At 69.5% G+C, this 19,170-nt stretch carries 22 protein-coding genes; 10 read left to right on the top strand and 12 right to left on the bottom strand.

Annotation, left to right across the window (positions count from 1 at the left end; translation table 11 throughout):
• Positions 1-24: 24 nt before the first annotated feature.
• Together EP28_RS11690 and EP28_RS11685 are read left to right on the top strand one after the other, a co-directional pair.
• Positions 25-1,185 carry a thiolase family protein gene (locus EP28_RS11690; protein ID WP_049984188.1) on the top strand — a complete coding sequence of 387 codons (1,161 nt, stop codon included), beginning with the start codon at positions 25-27 and terminating at the stop codon, positions 1,183-1,185.
• Entirely contained in the window at positions 1,182-1,655 is a 474-nt protein-coding gene (locus EP28_RS11685; RefSeq protein ID WP_049984187.1) for a Zn-ribbon domain-containing OB-fold protein, read from the top strand. Before EP28_RS11690 ends, EP28_RS11685 begins: the two co-directional genes overlap by 4 nt.
• A 22-nt stretch (positions 1,656-1,677) precedes the next feature.
• On the opposite strand, the gene EP28_RS11680 is transcribed toward EP28_RS11685, so the two are convergent.
• From EP28_RS11680 to EP28_RS11665, 4 genes are all read right to left on the bottom strand, one after another.
• On the bottom strand, positions 1,678-2,253 hold the full coding sequence (locus tag EP28_RS11680; protein WP_049984186.1) for a putative phosphothreonine lyase domain-containing protein: 576 nt from the start codon (positions 2,251-2,253) through the stop codon (positions 1,678-1,680).
• Between the two features lie 72 nt (positions 2,254-2,325).
• Positions 2,326-3,096 (bottom strand): metallophosphoesterase, encoded by a 771-nt coding sequence (locus EP28_RS11675; protein ID WP_049984185.1) that lies wholly within the window; start codon positions 3,094-3,096, stop codon positions 2,326-2,328.
• A complete protein-coding gene (locus EP28_RS11670) occupies positions 3,096-4,715 on the bottom strand; it encodes a hypothetical protein (protein WP_049984184.1) in 1,620 nt (539 codons plus the stop codon). Before EP28_RS11670 ends, EP28_RS11675 begins: the two co-directional genes overlap by 1 nt.
• Positions 4,712-5,986, bottom strand: coding sequence for a Single-stranded DNA binding protein (locus EP28_RS11665; RefSeq protein WP_049984183.1), 1,275 nt, complete (start codon positions 5,984-5,986; stop codon positions 4,712-4,714). Before EP28_RS11665 ends, EP28_RS11670 begins: the two co-directional genes overlap by 4 nt.
• Positions 5,987-6,127: 141 nt before the next feature.
• On the opposite strand from EP28_RS11665, the gene EP28_RS11660 reads away from it, so the two are divergent.
• Complete coding sequence (locus EP28_RS11660) at positions 6,128-6,448, top strand: DUF7510 family protein (protein ID WP_049984182.1); 321 nt, start codon at positions 6,128-6,130, stop codon at positions 6,446-6,448.
• 33 nt (positions 6,449-6,481) lie between these two features.
• Here EP28_RS11660 and EP28_RS11655 read toward each other — a convergent pair whose 3' ends face one another.
• The 6 genes from EP28_RS11655 to EP28_RS11630 all read right to left on the bottom strand — a co-directional run bounded on the left by EP28_RS11655 (position 6,482) and on the right by EP28_RS11630 (position 10,784).
• Entirely contained in the window at positions 6,482-7,510 is a 1,029-nt protein-coding gene (locus tag EP28_RS11655; RefSeq protein WP_049984522.1) for a glycosyltransferase family 4 protein, read from the bottom strand.
• 89 nt (positions 7,511-7,599) lie between these two features.
• Positions 7,600-7,878, bottom strand: coding sequence for a DNA-directed RNA polymerase subunit L (locus tag EP28_RS11650; RefSeq protein WP_049984181.1), 279 nt, complete (start codon positions 7,876-7,878; stop codon positions 7,600-7,602).
• Positions 7,879-8,056: 178 nt separating this feature from the next.
• Positions 8,057-8,704 carry a 30S ribosomal protein S3ae gene (locus EP28_RS11645; protein ID WP_049984180.1) on the bottom strand — a complete coding sequence of 216 codons (648 nt, stop codon included), beginning with the start codon at positions 8,702-8,704 and terminating at the stop codon, positions 8,057-8,059.
• Positions 8,701-9,054, bottom strand: a complete 354-nt coding sequence (locus tag EP28_RS11640; protein ID WP_049984179.1) for a KEOPS complex subunit Pcc1 — start codon at positions 9,052-9,054, stop codon at positions 8,701-8,703. Before EP28_RS11640 ends, EP28_RS11645 begins: the two co-directional genes overlap by 4 nt.
• Positions 9,051-10,268, bottom strand: coding sequence for a hypothetical protein (locus EP28_RS11635; RefSeq protein ID WP_049984178.1), 1,218 nt, complete (start codon positions 10,266-10,268; stop codon positions 9,051-9,053). Before EP28_RS11635 ends, EP28_RS11640 begins: the two co-directional genes overlap by 4 nt.
• 45 nt (positions 10,269-10,313) lie before the next feature.
• Positions 10,314-10,784, bottom strand: a complete 471-nt coding sequence (locus EP28_RS11630; protein WP_049984177.1) for a 30S ribosomal protein S15 — start codon at positions 10,782-10,784, stop codon at positions 10,314-10,316.
• Between the two features lie 315 nt (positions 10,785-11,099).
• On the opposite strand from EP28_RS11630, the gene EP28_RS11625 reads away from it, so the two are divergent.
• From EP28_RS11625 to EP28_RS11610, 4 genes are all read left to right on the top strand, one after another.
• Positions 11,100-12,746 (top strand): Na+/H+ antiporter NhaC family protein, encoded by a 1,647-nt coding sequence (locus tag EP28_RS11625; protein WP_049984176.1) that lies wholly within the window; start codon positions 11,100-11,102, stop codon positions 12,744-12,746.
• Complete coding sequence (locus EP28_RS11620; protein WP_049984175.1) at positions 12,743-13,009, top strand: DUF7513 family protein; 267 nt, start codon at positions 12,743-12,745, stop codon at positions 13,007-13,009. Before EP28_RS11625 ends, EP28_RS11620 begins: the two co-directional genes overlap by 4 nt.
• A 130-nt stretch (positions 13,010-13,139) precedes the next feature.
• Positions 13,140-13,823 carry a PHP domain-containing protein gene (locus EP28_RS11615; protein ID WP_049984174.1) on the top strand — a complete coding sequence of 228 codons (684 nt, stop codon included), beginning with the start codon at positions 13,140-13,142 and terminating at the stop codon, positions 13,821-13,823.
• A gap of 5 nt (positions 13,824-13,828) precedes the next feature.
• On the top strand, positions 13,829-15,058 hold the full coding sequence (locus EP28_RS11610) for an asparagine synthase C-terminal domain-containing protein (RefSeq protein WP_049984173.1): 1,230 nt from the start codon (positions 13,829-13,831) through the stop codon (positions 15,056-15,058).
• 413 nt (positions 15,059-15,471) lie between these two features.
• Here the strand turns inward: EP28_RS11610 and EP28_RS11605 are convergent, their stop codons facing one another.
• On the bottom strand, positions 15,472-16,128 hold the full coding sequence (locus EP28_RS11605; RefSeq protein ID WP_049984172.1) for a uracil-DNA glycosylase family protein: 657 nt from the start codon (positions 16,126-16,128) through the stop codon (positions 15,472-15,474).
• 336 nt (positions 16,129-16,464) lie between these two features.
• Between EP28_RS11605 and EP28_RS14475 the strand changes: the two genes are divergently transcribed.
• Positions 16,465-16,638: a hypothetical protein gene (locus EP28_RS14475; RefSeq protein WP_196219642.1), complete on the top strand. Its 174-nt coding sequence runs from the start codon at positions 16,465-16,467 to the stop codon at positions 16,636-16,638.
• Between the two features lie 142 nt (positions 16,639-16,780).
• The gene (gene psmB / locus EP28_RS11600) at positions 16,781-17,512 is read left to right on the top strand and encodes an archaeal proteasome endopeptidase complex subunit beta (protein WP_049984171.1); all 732 of its coding nucleotides are present in this window, start codon (positions 16,781-16,783) and stop codon (positions 17,510-17,512) included.
• 97 nt (positions 17,513-17,609) lie between these two features.
• On the opposite strand, the gene EP28_RS11595 is transcribed toward psmB, so the two are convergent.
• On the bottom strand, positions 17,610-18,359 hold the full coding sequence (locus tag EP28_RS11595) for a protein sorting system archaetidylserine synthase (RefSeq protein WP_049984170.1): 750 nt from the start codon (positions 18,357-18,359) through the stop codon (positions 17,610-17,612).
• Positions 18,360-18,505: 146 nt separating this feature from the next.
• Between EP28_RS11595 and EP28_RS11590 the strand changes: the two genes are divergently transcribed.
• Positions 18,506-19,170, top strand: a 665-nt coding sequence (locus EP28_RS11590) for an SPFH domain-containing protein (protein ID WP_255358277.1), incomplete at its 3' end; no start/stop codon positions are given.

Genomic DNA, 19,170 nt, shown 5'->3' with positions numbered 1-19,170 from the left:
GTCGGCCGCGGTGAACCGACGGGTATGGAACGCGTAGCGATCATCGGCGCGTCGATGACCCGGTTCGGGCAGCGTGACGCGTGGGTGCGAGAACTGTTGGCAGAGGCGGGCGAGGCCGCGCTCGCCGACGCCGGCGTCGACGGCGACGACCTCGACCACCTGTACGTCTCGAACATGGCGAGCGGCGAGTTCGAGGGACAGACGGGCGTCTCGAACGCGCTGGCTCACGACTTAGCCGCGACGCCGGCGTACACCGCCCGCATCGACCAGACGTCCGCCTCCGGCGGAGCCGGTGTGTACGGGGCGTGGCAGTCGGTCGCGTCCGGCGCGAGCGACCTCACGCTGTTGGTCGGCGGCGAGAAGATGACTCACCGCTCCACCTCGGAAGCGACCGACGTGATCGCGTCGCTCACGCATCCGGTCGAGTACAAACACGGCGTCACGCTCCCCTCCTTCGCGGGGATGACGGCGCGGCTCTATCTCGACGAGTACGATGCGCCCCGCGAGAGCCTCGGTAAGGTCGCCGTGAAGAACCACGCGAACGGCGTGGACAACCCGCACGCCCAGTTCCGCAAGGAGGTCGACCTCGACACGGTGCTCGACTCGCCGATCGTCGCCGACCCCCTGCGGCTGTACGACTTCTGTCCGATCACGGACGGCTCCGCGGCGCTCGTGCTCTGCCCCGAGTCCGTCGCCGAGGAGTACGTCCCCGCGGACGAGTACGCGGTGATATCCGGGATCGGCGGCGCGACCGACACGCACGTCGTCCACGAGCGCGTCGACCCGACGACGATGGGCGGCGTCGTCGACTCCTCCGAGACCGCCTACGAGATGGCGGGTGTCGGCCCGGACGACATCGACGTGGCGGAGCTACACGACATGTTCACCATCTTGGAGTTCCTCCAGTCGGAGGATCTCGGGTTCTTCGAGAAGGGCGAGGGATGGAAGGCCGTCGAGGAGGGGGTCACCGACCGCGACGGCGACCTCCCGATCAACACCTCAGGCGGGCTCAAATCGAAGGGGCACCCGCTCGGAGCCAGCGGCGTGGCACAGGTGTACGAGATAGTCGAGCAGGTCACCGGCGACGCCGGCGCGCGGCAGGTCGAGGCTGACACGGGCCTCGCCTGCAACGTTGGCGGCTTCGGCAACTGCGTGACCACCGCAATCTTGGAGGGCAACCAATGAGCGACCACGACGAGACGCGGACGGACGGCGGCGAGGAGACAGGCGCGGAACCGACGTTCGAAGCCGCCGAGTACGCGGACGGGACGGTCACGTACCCGCCCCACACCGTGAGCCCGAACGGTGCGGACCGAACGGGATCGGTCGACCTTCGGGACTACGAGGGACGGATCGTCACATGGACGACCTCAACGGCGACGCCGCCGGGCGTCCGCGAGCCCAACACGCTCGCTATCGTCGAGTTCGAGATGGGCGACGACTACGACGGACCGCCGGTCCGCGCGCTCGGACAGGTCGTCGAGCGCGACGGCGCGGGTGACGTCGCCGCGGACGGCGACGGCGGGCAGGTCGACGTCGAGATCGGCGACCGCGTCGAACCGGTGTACGCAGACGAGATCCGCGAGCCGGGAGCCGGCATCCGCGAACCCGACAGTCAGGAGTGGGACGGGTTCCGGTTCCGGCCGGTCGAGTAGTCCGACGCCCCGGTTGCGAGTCTCAGGTCCGGAACCGCGACGCGGCGGAATCTGCGAGCGCGCCGATCCGCTCCTCGTGGACTCCGTCGAGCGTGTAGACGTCGGGGCGGTATCGGATCTCTTCGGTCACTCCGTGCGCCTCCCTGAGCCGACGCCGAACCCGATCGACGTCCGCCCGATCGAAGTAGTTCGGCGTGAACACCAGCACGGCGTGTTCCGTCTCGTCGAACGCCTCGCGGCCGGCGCGGGTCGTCGCCTTCGCGTCCCAGAACCGCCCGGCTGCGACGTCGTCGACCACCGCCTCCCAGAGATCGTCGACCGTCGCCGCGGGACGCTCGACGAGCCACTTCCCGCTCAGGTAGGTCGTCTCCAGCGCGAGCCGGTCGGCGTCGCGGACGGTCTCGCGGTCGGCCGGAATCGATTCCGCTTCGAGACCGATGTTCGGCAGATCCTCCTCGGCCGCCGCGGCCGGCCGCGTCACGTCGTGGTCCGGGAAGTAGCCGTCGCGGGCCTGCCGGGGGAACCCGGTCGCGTGTTTGACCCGGAGCCAGTGCCACCCGGTCTCGTCGATCGCCGTGGGCGAGCGGTCGGTGACCATGGGACCAGTTCCGCGCCGTGAGGGAAAACGGTCCCGCCGGACGTGGCGCGAGCGCCGTCGGGATCGCGGTGCTCAGACTCGCCGGTAGTCGCCGAGCCGCGTCCCGTCGAGCAGGTATGCGTCCGCGTCCGGCAGCGCCGCGGGGAGGAACGGCGCGAGGAACGACTGCCCCTCCACGTTCACCCAGGTGCCGCCGGACCGCTCGTTGAACGCCGGGAAGACGACGAGTTCGGGCGGGTCGGTATCGCGGGAGCCCTCAGCGAGTTCGGATCGATCCCCGGTGAACGCCGCGGAGTCGAGTTCGCCGCGGAGCCACGCGCGCTCGACGCGCGAGCCGCCGACCGCGTCCTCCAGCCGGACCTGCGGGTGTTCATGGCCAGAACAGACCACGTCGGCGTCGAGCAGGCCGGGACCGGGCCATGTGTGGCCGTGGCAGACCGCGACGTCGCCGCCGAGCAGTCCGCCCGCAGGGCCGATCACGCTGAGGTCGTCCGCGAACGCCTCCGCGACGCCGGCGTCGTGGTTCCCCTCGACGAGTGTCATCGGTACGCGGTCGGTGACAGCGCGGATCAGCTCCGTCAGCTCCTCGCGTTCGTCTCCCTCCGGCGCGGCGATCCGGTGGGCGAGGTCGCCGAGGACGACGAGCCGGTCGGCGTCAGTCTCGTCGATAAGCGCGCGGAGCCGTTCGCGCCGCTCGCCCGCTCGGCTGTCGAGTTCGACGCCGCGCTCGTAGCGGAGCCCCGCCTCGATGCCGGCGTGGACGTCGGCGACGAGGAGGGCCCGTTCCTCCCCGAGGTCCGCGACCGCGGCCGGCTCGCCGACGACCGGCTCGACGCGCGCCATCAGATGGGCTTGAGAACTCCGTCACCGGGCTCGTAACACTTCCCGCTCATCAGCGCATCTTGGATCGCGTCGTCGACGGCGTCCGCGTCCGCGCCGTACTCGTCGACCACCGCTTGGACCACGGTCTCGCGGTCGGCTCCCTCGCCGTCGTCGAGGGTTGCCATCGCGTCGACGGCCGCGGCTTCGAGGTCGATGTCGGCCGCCTCCCCGGTCTCGTCCGCCTCCTCGCCACCACGGTCTGTCTCGGCGGCGGTCGACTCGCCGGGTGCTTCGTCGGTCTCGGCGGTCGGCACGTCGTCGGGCGCAGCGCCGCCGAGCGACGCGTCGTCCGACTCGGCTCCGTCGGCCGGTTCTTCGGCGAGGTCGTCCGGGTCCGGCACGTCGATGTCTGCCTCGCCGGGCTCACTGACTTCCGTGCCGGTCGAGAAGTCCGTCCCGTACTCGGCTTCGATCTCCTCGCGCTCCTCGTCGTCGAGTTCGTACATGTCGTCCGAGGCGGCCTCGCCGCCGGCGTCCCCGGTCGGGTCCGTTTCGTCCCCTCCGGCGTCGAAGTCCCCCAGCCCCGCGCCGCTCGGCTGGTCCTCGGATCCGTCGTCGTCGACGCCCTCCGACTCGATTCCGTCGGCGTCGGCAGTGGCCTCGGCGCTCGACTCCGGTTCGGTCGCCGAGTCGGGCGCTTCCGTCCCGCCTGCCGGCTCGGTCGCCGACTCTTGCGCGTCGGTCGCTGCCGTCGTAGGCTCCGGATCCGCGGCCTCCGACTCCGCGTCCACAGCTTCCGGTTCTGCGTCCACAGCTTCCGACTCCGCCTCTGCGGCTTCCGACTCCGCGTCCACGGAACCGGCTTCCGTGTCCGCCTCGTCCGCCTCGTCCGCGTCTGCAGACGCGTCGATCGTCACGTCGGTTTCGGGGAGCGGCCCGATCGCGGCGTCGCCGCCGCCGTCGGGCGCAAACTCGGGTGCGCGGACCTCGTCGCGGTCGCCGGCGACGAGTTCGAGCGCGTCGACCGCGAGCCGCCGGACCGCCTCCACGTAGGCCGTCGAAGTATCGTAGTGGGCTATCGCGTGCGGGATTCCGTCCGCCAGCGCCGCCGGCGCGCCGCCGGCCTCAAGTGCCGCTCGGAGGTCGTCGCCGCGGCGGTCCGAGTCGAGGGCTTGCGCGAACACCGCGAGCCGGTCGAGCGTCGCCTCCGCGGCCGAGACGACCCACCGGTCGCGAGTGTCGGCGTCCACGTCGGTGAGACTCTCCGGGCGGACCGAGGTGAACACGCGGTCCGAGTCCTCGGGCTCGAAGGTGCGCGCCTTCCCCGTCAGCGCGACGAACGCCGGCGGGTCGGCGCGCTCCAGGAACGTCTGCGCTTCCGGCTGGTACTGGCCGGCGTAGGTGACGAACGCGCCGGAGGGGTCGACGACCCGCCCGCGGCGCGTCTCGTCGTTCACCCGCTCGACCTCGGTGAGCACGCCCGCGACGAACAACCGATTCACGCGCGCGCCCGTCGGCGTGACCACGTAGTTCGGGGCGCGCTCCTCGTCGCTCTCGGAGTACGACAGCGAGGCGTCGTCGAACTCCGCGGCGAACACGCGGTGTGCGACCTCCCGCGTCCCCGGGCCGTCGGCGCTCATTCGCCCACCTCCGCCAGCGCGGCGCGAGCGGCCTCTGTCGGGTCGTCGTCCGCGACCGCGAACTCCGTCGCGTCGAGCGTCGCGCCGTACTCGTCCACGGAGAGGTTCCCGCGGACGCGGTACGCCCGACCGACGGTCTCGTCGGCGATGTCGTCGGACACGACCGACTTGTCCATCGCCTCTTGTGCCGCAGCGAGCGCGTCGTCGAGTCCGCCGCCGTACACCTCGGCGGTCAGCTCGTCGTCCAAGACGACGGTGACGGTGTCTGTCCCGTCGTCGAGGATCGCTTTCACGCGCAGGTCGTCCTCGCCGTCGACCGCGCCGTGGCTCCGACACTGGCCGTTCTGGACGACGCGACCGCACTCCGGACAGCGCTCGATGAGCCCGGAGCCGTCCCGGATTTCGAGAACGTTTCCGACGACCTCGACGTCGAACATCCCGCCGGAGGCGACCGCGTCGGCGACGGAGAGACGGGGGGCCTCCTCTGCGACTGCGACGGGATCGGGAAGCGGGGTCACCGTCGAGAACTCGGTGAGGTTGAGCGAGGGGACGCCGCGAAACTCCCGGACGTACACGTCCTCTATCCGGAGGTCGGCACCGGGCTCGACTGCGGAGCGCGGCTGCCAGTCGGTGAAGGGGAGCTTCGCCGTCTCGTCGCCGACGACGCCCTCGACTATCTCCGTTTCGCCGTCGCGTCCGGAGATCGTCTTCTCTTCGGCCTCCAGCACGCGGACCTCGACGTTGCGACCGCGGTCGCCCGCCTGGATGTCGACGAGGGATCGGTCGCCGCCGACCTCGCGGTCGACTTCGACCGGCTCATCGGCGATCGCGACGGTGGTGGAGTCGTTGAGGTTGAGCTCCGGCTCGCCGTCCCACTCGCGGACGCCGGCGTTGCCGATCGTCAGCGAGTCGCCCGGCTCGAAGCCGAACTCCTGCCACGCCGTGTACGAGACGACGTCGGTCTCGTCCGCGACCTCTCCCTCGCGAATCGTGAGATCGTCCCCCTGATAGCGGATGGTTCGAGTCCCCTGCGTGAGCACGCGGACGGTGACCGTCACGCCGTCGTGGTCGGTCGTGATATCGCCGACGTCGACGGAGTCGGGTGTCGGCGTCGACCCCCCTCCCCCGCCGCCGTGCTTCCGGCGAACGCTCTGTTTCGCCTCGTCTATCGGGACGCTGTACTCCAGTAGATTCTGCAGGTCGGCTTTGACCTCCTCTTTGTCGACACCGAGGTCGGAGGCGAGTTCCTCGGCATGGCTGTTGACGTCCATCGAGGCGAGATTCGACGCGACCACACAAAAGGATTCACCACGTTCGGCCGGTCGCGTGGTCGCCGACAGCCACTCTCGCCGCCAGCTGAGTGTCGTCAACGCGGCCGGTAGGGCTAAACCGCTCCCGTCCGACCGTTCGGCATGGACGAAATCGACATCGACGCGCGCGTCACGGACGACCGCACCGTCATCGACGTGAGCGGCACCCGCGACGTCGCCGTCGTCGTCCGGTCGGCTGGGGCAGAACGGATCTACCTCCCCCCGGAGGGGTTCGACGAGCCGGTGTCCGAGTCGCCGTACGCGTCGCCGTATCAGGGCGGAAGCGGAGTCGACGGCGAGGAGAGTCCGTACGGCGGCACTTCGGGCAGCACACGCGGCGTCGTCGAGACCGTGGACGGGTTCCGCATCACGCACCCGGAGGCGGCCACGGCGTTCGATGTGTTTCGCGGCGACGACACCTAGCTCGCCGCGACGGACGCAGCGACGCGTGTGTTCTCAGGCGACGTCTTCGTACACCGCCAGCGTGTCCTCCGCGACCGCCGACCACTCGCGGCGCTCGTACGCGGGCGGTTCCTCGCGGTCGAGCGCGGTAATGAGTCCCTCTACGATAGACTCCGAGTCGGTCTCGACCTCGACGAGACAGCCGTCTGGGAGCACCTCTGCGACCCCGGAGCGGGTCGCGACGACCTGCGTGCCGGCCTCAAGCGCCTCGGTGATAGTGATCCCGAACGGCTCCGCGAAGGAAGGCGAGACGAACGCGTCGGCGGCGGCGTAGTAGTCGCCGAGTTCCTCCTCGGGGACGTAGCCGACGAACTCGACGCGCTCCTCAATGCCGAGAAGCTCTGTGAACCGTTTCAGCTGTTCTGTCTGGTGGCCGGACCCGCCGACGACGAGCGTCGTGTCGCGCCCGCGGAGCTTCTTCATCGCGTACAGCAGGTGCGATATCCCCTTCTGGTCCGTGTGGCGACCGACGAAGAACAGCATTTCGCCGTCGATTCCGAGGTCCGCGCGCACGTCTTTCCCCGAGAACGTCGGCGTCGAGAAGCCGTTGTACACGACCCGAGCGTCGGCGTCGTACAGCTCTCGGATGTCCTCGCGGACTATCTCGCTGACCGCGACGTTCGTGTCGGCCGCGTTCGCGAGCCGACGCTCCGTTTCGACCTCGCGTTTCGGCGGGTCGATGTTCCGGTCGCTCGCGAGCGAATGGAACGACGACACCCACGTCGCGTCCGACACGCGAGCGGCCTGTCGCCCGGGCGCGTAGCCGAACCAGTCGTGGGTGTGGATCACGTCGTGGTCGGACGCGAGTTCTGCGAACCGGTCGCTGAGGCGCTCGACTCGCGTTGCGACGTCGCCTTCGCCCGTCTCGACCGGTTCGAGACCCGGCTCGTCGTCCGGCGCGAACTCCGCGGGCAACACCAGGGTGGCGTCGACTCCGAGGTCGTCGCGAAGCCCGGAGAACAGTTCACCGACGTGGACGTCGAGGCCGCCGGTGATGTTCGGCGGATACCCCCATCCCAACATGAGTACGCTCGGCGGCATACTCACCCGTTTCGGGAGTCACCACTTAGGTATGCCCCTCGTTCGCTCGGAGAAGCGTCGGTGCCGACCGGTCAGGCCGCCTGCACCGCGTCGCGAAGCGCGGTCGTCTGGTCCGTGATCGAGTCCGCCGCCTCGCCGACCAGATCGAGCGGATCGCCGGACTCGGCTTTCACCGTCAACACCGGCTCCGTCTGTCCGCCGGACTGCTCGGGATTCACGTCGTAAGTCGCGGCCGCGACGTCGTCGGTCTCCAGCAGGACGCCCTTCAGCACGTTCATGAAGGTGTGGTCCTCGCCGGCGACCTCGATGCGGAGTTCCGTGTCGGTCTTTTCTATGACCCGCAGTTCCATGCTCCAAACCTCGGGCGAGCGGCGTTTCAAGGTTTCGTCTCTCGGATCCCGGCGGCCGCGCCCCGTCGTGTGGAGACGGCTCCTCGCCGATGCCGTCGGCGCAGGGAACGGCCTCACGTCTTCCAGTGTCACCGCTCGGCGGCGGAAATAAGGAGAGAAGCCGTGCCGGCGAAACCGGTTACTCGTCGGCGTCGACCGCCACTTCGTCGGCGTCGACGTCGACGGCGGCCTCCTCTTCGGCGGCGACCTCGGACGGACGCGCTTCGAGGGTCAGCTTCTGGACCTCGACGCGGCGCAGCGGGTAGATCGTCTTCGCCTCGCCGTAGACCGCAGACGAGAGGTTACCCTCGACGATCGCGTCGACGAACGACTCGAAGGTCCGGTCCGCGGCGGCCGCGTTGACCTTGTCGATCATGACGCGGCGGATCGCCTTCTCCTGGGACCGGTCGGCCTTCTTCGTCGTCAGCGCGACGGGCTGGACGCGGATCCGGTAGTCGTCCGTCGTCAGCACGGTGATCGACGCCTCAACCTTCGAGGCTCCGCGGCGGACGAGAGAGCGCAGGTAATCGCGCGTCAGCTCGTACTTGATGAACTCGGTGTACGCCGAGTCGCTGCCGACGTCGGTGATCTTGAACGTCAGCTTGGTGTTGTTCGCGCCGGAGTCGCCGGTGAGTTCGCCGAGCGTCGTCGTGATCGTGCGGCCGACGACCTGCTGAGGCTCCTCGGCGAGGGTCTCGCCGATCTCCTGTCGGTCGAACTGTTCGGGCGCTAGCACGGAGTACCAGCGCTTCTGTTCTCTGCTCTTGGATACGGATCGTTCGCTCATGTGTTGGTGTCTGTGGTGTCTGCTGTGTCTGCAGTGTTCGTGGTGTCTGCTGTGTCTGCAGTGTTCGTGGTGTCTGCTGTGTCTGTGTCCGAACCGCGAGCGGCGCGGTGTGCCCGCGCGCGCTCCGCGATCCGGTCTGCGACGTGTAGGTTCACGACGTAGTCGTCGACGGTCGACTGCAGCCCGCCGGTCGTCTCTCGCTCGATCTCACAGGCGATCGCGTCCCCGTCGACTCGGGTCGCCATCGACTCGGTGTCGTCGGGCGCGAGCGCGGCCGCGACGAGCGCGGCGTCGGCGTGCGTCGTCCGGACGATCGCTGTCCGGGACGAGTCGGACCCCGTCACGGTCATATCGCCTCCCTGAGCGCGGCGAGCGCGCCCGTGATGTCGGCGCCGGACTCGGCTTTCCCGCCTCCGTCGCTCTCGCCGACCGCGATCCCGCCGCGGTCGGCGGTCCCCCAGCCGTTGGCGTCGAGTTCGGCCGCGACCGACCGGCAGGCGTCGCCGAGACCCGTCGGCTCGGTCGCGGCCGCCGCGAGCCGGTCGTCGGACTCGTCGACCGCGACCGCGACCGGCTCCGGCGACCGGAAGTCGCGCAGCAGCCGTGCGACTGTCGGGAGGACGGCGCGCGGCGTGCCGGCGTCGTCTGCCGGTTCGCGCCCTCCGACGCGGGCGACGACGCAGCCGTCGTATCGGCTGACCGTCGCGGCGTCTAACGCGCGGTGTGCCGCGATCCCGTGCGCCCGCCACGCCTCGATCGCCGCGGTGCGCACCGCGGCGCTCGGGTCGGCGGCGATCGCCAGCGCGATACCGGTTCCGGGGGCCTCGCGGGCGAGCGCGTCGAGCACGTCGGCGTAGCCGCCGACCGTCTCGACCGGTGCGGCAGCTCCCGCAATCGCGTACGGACGGAGCGCGCGCTCGACCGCCGAGGCCGAGCGCGCGGCCGCCTCCTCGCCGCCGACGACGTCGACGGCGACGAGCGACGCGAGCCGCCGGTGCGCGTCGCCGTCCATCTCGGCAGGGAGGCCGAGGTCGGCGAGGGCCGCGCGAGCCGCCTCCGGGTCGCCGGAGTACGGCGTCCGAACGAGCGTCGAGGCGGCGAGACCGTCCGCGAGGTCCGCGGTCGGGACCGCGACTCCCGGACGTCGCTCGACCAGCCCGTCTCGATCGGCGGCGTCGAGCGCGTCGCCGGACCCGTCCGTTCCGGGGACGGATCCGGCGGCGACAACGCCCGCGAGCGCGACCACCGGATCCGGGTCGACGCCCAGCCGTCGGACGACGGCGAACGCGTCCGCGCTCGCCGGCCGAGTCGTTCCCGGTATTGCGTGTGCCCCCCGATCGACGCCGACCGTCACCGCGACCCCGTCGTCGACGTCGTCGGGAATCGGGTCGCGGTCGACGCGGACTTGAAACGGCGTGCCGGCCGCTCTGAGTCCCTTGGCAAGCAGCCCGGCGGCTGCGAGCGCGTCGCCGTCGTCGGTCGCGACGAGCCGGACGAACGGCGCGTCGGCGAGGACGCCGGCGAGGGCGTCGGGGGCTGGCGCGGCGGATGTCGCTTCGGTCATGGTCGAGATGGGCCGTGTCTGTCGTCGCAGGTGGATCTGTCTGTGTTACTCGTCGGCGAGTAGCTCTGCGGCGCGCTCGTAGGTGTACGTGAACTCCTCGTCGATCTCGTCGCCGCGGTAGTAGTTCGCGAGACGGCGGATCTTCGACTCGGTGTTCTGGAGCGCGCGCTTGTTCTGGTAGTCCTGGCCGTTCTCTTCCATGTGCTCGCGCAGGCGGACGGCCTGTGCCATCAGGTTGCGGAGGTCCTCGGGGTACTCCGAGTCGGCGTCGTGCTCTTCGAGGATCTCGGTGAGCTTCTTGCCGGTCGCCAGCTTCACGTCGGGGACCGGGACGCCCTTGACGCCCTCGTCACGGAGTTTGAGTCCGATGACGCTTGGGTCGTGGCCCTGCTCCGCTAGTTCGACGACGCGGGACTCGATGTCCTCCGCGTCGACGTCGCTCCACTCCGGGTTCTCGTCCGTCGCCGGCTTGTCCGAACCGGACGAACCGCGACGGCGCGTGTGCATTCGTGCCATTGTTTCGAAATTGGAACGGCACAACCACAACGTGCGGCTCCGGGCGACGCGGCTACCGGGTGCTCGCGGCTGCGAGCGACCCGCGGACGGGTTCGCGAGCGCGGACCCATCCCGGCCGCGACGCCGGAGGCGTCGGCGCACTGCCACATTCCCAAGCCGCGGGCGAAAATACCCCGGCGAGTCGGATCTGCGGCTGTGCTGTTCCCGTCCGACCGGTCGCCGCCGAGGTTCTTAAGCGTGTTCGTGTGGCTCGGCCGCGGCACAGAAACGAGGATTTAGGTGGATCGTCGGGCACAGGAGGTGTAGGAGCGACACATGATCAACCCACCCGACGACGATTCGACGGATCGAACCGACGACGCGCCAACGGGCGACGCGCCGCGCGGCGACGAACCACGGAGCGGCGGTGGCGGAGCCGAGACGACCACCGACGACGAGCCGGTCGCCGTCGCGGACGGCGGGTTCGCGGACGACCCGGACGCCGCGGTCGGCCCGCGGATCTCCTTTTACGGCGGGAAGTGGGCCAGCACGATCCCGCTCGTCGTGTTCATCCTCTGGGCGATCTTCCAGAGCGGCGTCCTCGGCATCGGCGACACCAACGGCCTCGTGATCGGCGCGCTTCTCGGCACCATCCTCGGGATGTTCTTCGTGCGCGGCGACTGGAAGGCGTACGCGAACACCATCTTCGAGGGGATGACCCAGCGCGTCGCGGCCACGGCGATCGTCGCGTGGCTGTGGGCGGGCATGTTCGCTGAGACGCTGCAGGTCGGCGGGTTCGTCGAGGGACTCATCTACGCCGCCGACGCGTTGAACGTCGGGGCGGCGACGTTCCCGGCGGCCGCGTTCGTCCTCTGTGGCCTGCTCGCGACGGGGATCGGGACCGGCTACGGCGCGACCGTCGCGTTCGTGACGTTGTTTTTCCCCGCGGGCGTCCTCATCGGCGCGAACCCCGTCCTGCTCTTCGCCGCGATTCTGTCGGGTGCCGTCTTCGGTGACAACCTCGCGCCCGTGAGCGACACCACGATCGTGAGCGCGGTGACGCAAAACGCCGACATCGGCGGCGTGGTCGCCTCGCGGTTCAAGTACGCGATCCTCGCCGCGGTGCCCGCGTTCGTCGCGTACCTCGTGATGGGGTCCGTCCTCTCCGGCGCGAGCCTTGAAGGCGCGGCCGCGCTCCGCGAGTCCGCGACCGCGCCCGGACTGGTCCACCTGATCTCGATGGGCGTGGTCATCGCGACCGCGGTCGCCGGTCGCCACATCGTCGAGGCGATCTCGTGGGGGCTGATCGTCGCGATCGCGTTCAACCTCGCGTTCGGGCTCTCTTCCGTGTCCGACATCCTCGTGTTCACGGTGACCGAACAGGGCGCGTTCAGCTCGCTCCCGTTCGTCGCCGTCGGCGAGACGGCGGGCGTCGGCGGGAGCCTCTACGCCGGTGCGATCGGCTTTTTCCCGCTCATCGTCCTCACCCTCCTGATCGTCGGGATGGCGCGGATCATGATCCGCGGCGGCGGCTTCGAGGCGATCTTGGAGTTCCTGTTGAACTCCGTCGCGACGACCGTCCGCCGCGCCGAGGTGACGATGGTGCTCGGCACCGCCGCGATCAACGGCATGATAACGATCAACACGGCGGCCGAGATCGCGATCGCGCCGTACATCGCGCGGATCGGCGAGAAGTTCAACATCAACGGCTACCGACGGGCGAACATTCTCGACGCCAACACGTCGGCGCTCGGGTACATCTTCCCGTGGGCCGGCGGCGTCCTCGTCGGCTATCAGGTGATGGTCGGGCCGAACGGCCTCGGCGCGGAGTACGGCCCCGAGATGGTCGTCAACCCGATACAGGCCGTGCCGTACGTCTTCCACGGCTGGTTCCTCGTGATCGTCTTCCTGATCGCCGCCGTGACCGGCTTCGGGCGGGAGTACATCCCGGACCGGACCTCCGAGGAGGTGTCGCGCGCATGAGCGTCTTCGAGAAGTTCCTCGCCGGCTGGTCGTTCCGGAGTTCGACGCCGGCCTACGAGCCGGGCGAGACGATCGAAGTGATGGTGACGGGTCGCGAGGGCGAGACCGCGATCGCCCGCATCGGCGACTCGGCGCTGCAGATCGGGGAGGCACCGGCCGACGCGGTGGACACCCGCGTGCTCGTCGAGGTCGAGACGTGGGACGCGGGCGAGCGCCGCGGCACGGGCACCTACCGCGAGACGGTCGGCGAGAGCGCGTTCTGACCGGTCGGCACCGCCGGCCTTCCCCGGCGTCACCGACCTGTGCCGGCCGCCGAACGCCGGGGTGCCGCCGGAACGGGGCCGGCCGCTCCGGACCGAGGCGCTTTTTAAGTCGACTCGCGAAGGTGAGCGCGTGCTATCGGTCGAGCTGCACGCGCACTCGGCGCTCTCGTACGACGGGCGCGACCCGGTCGACCTCCTCTTGGAGCAGGCGGCCGGCGTCGGCCTCGACGCGCTCGCCGTCACGGACCACGACGAGATCGACGCCAGCATCGAGGCGGCCGAGAAGGCCGCCGACTACGGGCTCGTCGGCATCGTCGGCATGGAGGTGACCTGCGCGGCGGGCCACGTCCTCGCGTTCGGCATCGACGAGCGCGTCGAGAGCGGCCTCCCCTTCGACGAGACGCTTGACCGCATCCGCGAGATGGGCGGTATCGCGGTCGTTCCCCATCCCTTCCAGAAGTCCCGCCACGGCGTCGCCGCTCACATCTCCGACGAGCGACTGGCGAGCGCCGACGCCCTCGAAGTGTACAACTCCCGGCTGTTCACCGGCCGCTCGAACCGACAGGCGGAGACGTTCGCGATACGCCACGGACTCCCGATGACCGCCGGAAGCGACGCGCACATCTCCGAGATGGTCGGACAGGCGGTGACCGAGGTCGCGGCCGAGGAGCGGTCCGCCGACGCGATCCTCGACGCGATCCGGGAGGGGCGGACCAGCGTCGTCGGAAAGCGGACGCCGTGGCGCGTCTCGCTCCGGCAGTTCGGTGGCGGCGCGAAGCGACGCGCGCTCCGCGCGCTCCGGGGGCTTCGCTGACGCCGATGACGCGGACGCCCACGCTCCGCGGCGCGCCGGCCGACCGCGTTCGGGAGGCCCTCAGGACGCGCGACCCGCTTCCAGGCGGCCGCGGCTTCGCGGGACGGATCGCCGATCCTCCCGGTCGGTCCGGCCCCGTCCTCGTCCGCGACGTGCTCGGCCGCGAGCCGATCTTCGTCGACCGCGGCGCGACGCCCGAGACCGACCGTGACCCACCCACTTCCGACCGCGATCCGACCGCTCCGACCAACTGGAGCTTCGACCGGCACGATCTCGACGATCCGGTGTCAGTTCCCGCCGGCGGCGTCGCGTCCGCCGAGGGGACGGAGCGCGTCTGGACCCTCCCCGACGACGGACCCGTCGATCCGGACGCCGGGCAGGCGACCGTTGACGCCGCGCTCGACGACGTCCTCGCCGACCTCGCTCGCGACGGCGGTTCGGACGACGGAGCCGGCGGCGGTTCGGGCGGCGAGAGCGAGGCCGGCAACCTCGCCGTCGCGTTCTCCGGCGGCGTCGACTCCGGCGTCGTCGCCGCCGCGGTGCCGAACGCTCCCCGCTACGTCGCCGGATTCGAGGGGTGTCACGACATCGCGGCAGCGCGCGAGGCGGCCGCGGCGGCCGACCGAGCGGTCGACCTCCGTGTCGTCGAGATCACGCACGAGGAGCTGATCCGCGCCGTCCGCGCGGTCGCTCACGCGACGGGGCGACGGAACCCGATGGATGTCGCAATCGCGGTCCCGCTGTACCTCGTGGCCGAGGCGGCCGCCGAAGACGGGTTCGATCGACTCGCGGTCGGACAGGGCGCAGACGAGCTGTTCGGCGGCTACAGCAAGGTCGTCGATCCGGCCGACGACCACCGCGTCGACGCGGACACCGTCCGCGGGGCGCGGACCGAGACGGTCCGCACGCTCCCGGACCAGCTCGAACGGGACGTGCTCGCGATCCGGGCCGCGGGAACGGAGCCGGTCGCACCCCTTCTCGACGACCGGATCGTCGACGCCGCGCTCGCGCTCCCCGGAGCGCTCCTGTCCGCCGGCGGCGAGCGGAAGATCGCCCTGCGCCGCGCCGCGGCGGGCCGCGTCCCGGAGTCGGTTCGTGTCGCCGACAAGAAGGCGGTCCAGTACGGGACGTACGCTTCGCGCGAACTCGACCGACTCGCGCGGCAGGCGGGGTTCAAGCGGCGGATGGACGACCACGTCGGGCGGTATCTCGACGAGCTGGTGAGTGACGGCTGAGTATCTCGAATGAAAAATGGCCCGTGAGGGCCGGCTGACCAAGCCGCCGTATGGAGTACCAGTCCTACGGCCGACGCCCGATCGTTCGGGCGTCTGCTGTGAGATAGCGGTGACCGTTATAAAATTCGGGCAGTAGTGACAAATATAGCTATCCTACGCACGAAATTGCTGACGATCGGGCTGTCCATGCGTCGGTTCTTGTCGAACGATCCGATTTCCGACCCGGAGCGCCGCCGGAACTCCACATGCATCAGGCAGCGAATCGGCGCGATCCACTGGGTTCGGCGGTCGTCGCGGCGAGCCGACATCGCTCGAAGCCCCTCGACTCTGACGCCGGTCGCCTGCCGAGGTTCGGATCGCCCTGCGGGGACCGGGTCGCCTGCCGAGGTTCGGAGCGCGCGACAGAGTCTGGATCATCTGACCAGATACGGATCGCTGCCGGCGATGAACCGACCGAGGTCGCTCTCTCGGCGGAAGTCGGTCGACTGAAGCTCCCGGAGCGAGTCGACGAGCCGGTCCGCGTCGCCGTCCGCCCACTGGGCGGGGTCTCTGATCGGGACGACGAGCCAGCCGGAGCCGAGGATCTCCTCGGCGTGGAGCGATTGCATGTCGACGTCGGTCGTCTGCGCCTGCGCGGTGTACTGTCGGAGGACGTGGTCAGTCGCCCGCGCGCCGACCGGGAGCAGAACGTGGGCCGCGATCGCTCGGAGTTCCGCGTCGAAGAACCGCTCCATGTCGGCGTAGTCGTCCTCGCTCGGCGTTCCCGCCGCCGCACACATGTGGAGGTACGAGAAGAACGACCGCTCGGTTCGAACCGGCGTCTCGTTGGCCGCTGACGCGGCGTCAGAATCGAACCCCGCGATCAGCCCGGCGTCGGTCAACGCCGACAGGAAGGCTGCAGACCACGGTTCGCCGGTGAACGGGACGCCCGTCTCGACGCCGCCGTGGACGCCAGGGTGGTCGCCGACGAGGTGAAAGTCCGCGTTGGCGTCGCCGTAGCCGGGAACGTACGTCTGACAGTCGGGCCGCATCCCGAACGGGTTGCGGGTCCGGTCCGTAACGTTCTGCACGCGAACCCATAGGCGCGCGCCCGGATATATCCCGTTCGGTCCGCTCTCACCCGGCTGATCTGGACCGCCCTCGGCGACGACGCCGAGCGCCGCTCTCAGTCCGGCCTCCCGAACCGCACGACGTGAAGCGAGGCGCACGAGTCGGTGGTAATTCACATAACTTATGGAAACGAACGGGGTCCACACGGCCTGTGATATGGCGGCCTCGGCCGACCGGTCAGGTCATTTCAGAACAGATATACGAATTTCCAAAATCGCACGACTGCGAAGAGTTCGAATCGGCGAGCGCCACGGAAAGTATATATACATCCCGCTGCTCGGCTCGGGTGACGACCAATGTTCGACCGCATCCGTTCGGCGGCCCTCTTCGGGCTGCACCAGGCGACCGTCGCCATCGGCATCTCGCTGTTCCCAGTCGCCGTCTTCGCGCGCAACCGACTCGGCATCAACGTTCCCATCGGCCGGCTCGTCGAGACCACCGGCTCCGCGTACGAGAACGCCGAGGAGTGACGACACACAGCGCGTCACCGCGCCCGACTGCCGGGTTCCGTCCTCGGTTGCGCTGTCGAGAGTGGACTGATAGTCCCGTCGGAACCGGCGGTCGGTCCCCGAAGGGTTGCCTTTATCAGCGCGCCGGGCCAACGCACGCCTAATGCGATCACCGACTGGCGATCTCTCCAGCAGCCCGGTCGACGAGTTGGGCCGCGACCAGCCCGTCTTCGGACCGGAGATCGGCGAGTTCGAACACAGCGAGCGCCGTGCGGCACAGGCCGACGGCGAAGGCGAGATGAAAACCGGCACGACGACCGTCGGCATCCGCACCGCCGACGGCGTCGTGATGGCGACCGACATGCGCGCCTCGATGGGCGGCATGGTCTCTTCGAAGGACGTTCAGAAGGTCGAGGAGGTCCATCCCCGCGGCGCGCTCACCATCGCCGGATCCGTCTCGGCGGCTCAGAACCTGATCTCCACGCTCAAAGCCGAGACGAGCCTCTACGAGACCCGTCGCGGCAAGGACATGTCGATGGAGGCGCTCTCGACGCTCACCGGCAACCTCCTCCGGACGGGCGCGTTCTTCATCGTCCAGCCGATCTTGGGCGGCGTCGACGACGACGGCGCACACATCTACTCCATTGACGCCCTCGGCGGCACGACCGAAGAGGAGTACACCGTCACCGGCTCCGGCTCGCAGTACGCCCTCGGTGTCTTAGAACAGGAGTACCACGACGACCTCACCGTCGACGAGGCGAAGAGCGTCGCCGCCAAGGCGATCCAGTCCGCCGTCGAGCGCGACCTCGCGTCCGGCAACGGGATCAACGTCGCCGTCGTCACCGACGAGGGCGTCGACATCACCCGCTACAAGGAGTTCGACGAGCTGCTGTAGGCGCGGTCGCGTCTACCGGATCTGTTTTTTCCCGGCGTTCGTGATTTCTCCTGATGTTCGCGAGTTCTCTCGACGGTCGTGACCTCGCAGCCTGCGCTCACACTCGTCGTTCCGTCGTCTCCTCTGGCGACCGGATCCCGTCGCCCCAGTAGAACCGCGGACCGAGGAGCAGGTAGCCACACGAGAGAAACAACAGCGCGAACGCGAACCCCTCGCCGATCCACGGCGGGAGCCGCGCCGTCGCCATGTGCGCCGCTGGTGTGAGGATCACGGCGACCTGCACGACGCCCATGACGAGCGCGTCCTGCGCGTGGAGGTCGGGATAGGTGATCGTCGACCCCATAAGCAGAGCGAACACGGCCGTGACCGCGGCGAGCAGCCCTGGTGCGGTGTATCCGGCGACGACCCCCGCGGCCAACACCGTCGCGGCGAGCGTGGTCGGCACGCCGACCGTCTCGCGGCTGTCGCTGTCGTAGGCGGTGTACATTCCCAATCGAGCGACCGCGGCCGCGACGAAAAGCGCCGTCGCCGCCATGCCGCCGCCGACGAACAGGGGGTCGGTCGCGAACGACCTCGCGTCGAGGACGAGGAACGCGACCAATCCGGCGGGAGCGACACCAAACGACGCCACGTCGGCAAGCGAGTCGAGGTACGGACCGGCGTCCGTTGAGCCGCGGTGTCGGGCGACGACGCCGTCGAGCCCGTCCGCGACCGCGGCGAGGAGGATCAGTCGGGCTGCGAGCGTGGCGTCGACGGTCGCGGCCACGACGGCGAGAAAGCCCACCGCCGCGTTCGCCACCGTCACCGCGTCTGCGAGTCCCAACCGCTCGACGAACCGCAGGTGCATACCGGATCGGTCGACGAGCCGGGGTTTAGGGTTTATTATCGTCGACGGGGCGGTACAGCGACAGATCGCAGATCGCCGTCGAGACCGGCAGATCGATCGACGGACGGCGGCCGAAGTATTAAGCGTCCGATGGCCTAACCCTCGGTATGGGCCCGATTACCCTCCAATCCGGTCTCGGCTTTGGGCTGGTGAGCGTCGGTCTGCTCTTTTTGTTTCTGGCGATCATCACCCTGTGGCAATCGGTCGAGATCGTCGACGCCTACGAGAAGAAGACGCTCACGGTGTTCGGCGAGTACCGGAAGCTGCTCGAACCGGGCATCAACCTCATCCCGCCGTTCGTCTCCCGCACGTACCCGTTCGACATGCGGACGCAGACGCTCGACGTCCCCCGCCAAGAGGCGATCACGCGGGACAACTCGCCGGTCACCGCGGATGCGGTCGTCTACATCAAGGTGATGGACGCGAAGAAGGCGTTTCTCGAAGTGGACGACTACAAGAAGGCCGTCTCGAACCTGGCACAGACCACGCTGCGCGCGGTCCTCGGCGACATGGAACTCGACGACACGCTGAACAAGCGCCAAGAGATCAACGCGAAGATCCGCAAGGAGTTAGACGAGCCGACCGACGAGTGGGGGATCCGCGTGGAGAGCGTCGAGGTCCGCGAGGTCAACCCCTCGAAGGACGTCCAGCAGGCGATGGAACAACAGACTTCCGCCGAGCGCCGCCGCCGCGCGATGATCTTGGAGGCGCAGGGAGAGCGTCGCTCCGCGGTCGAGCAGGCGGAGGGTGACAAGCAGTCGAACATCATCCG

The sequence above is a fragment of the Halorubrum sp. BV1 genome (assembly GCF_000746205.1).
GTDB lineage: Archaea > Halobacteriota > Halobacteria > Halobacteriales > Haloferacaceae > Halorubrum.
Note: the sequence above shows the minus strand (reverse complement) of the source record. Positions and strands in the feature narration are given on the sequence as shown.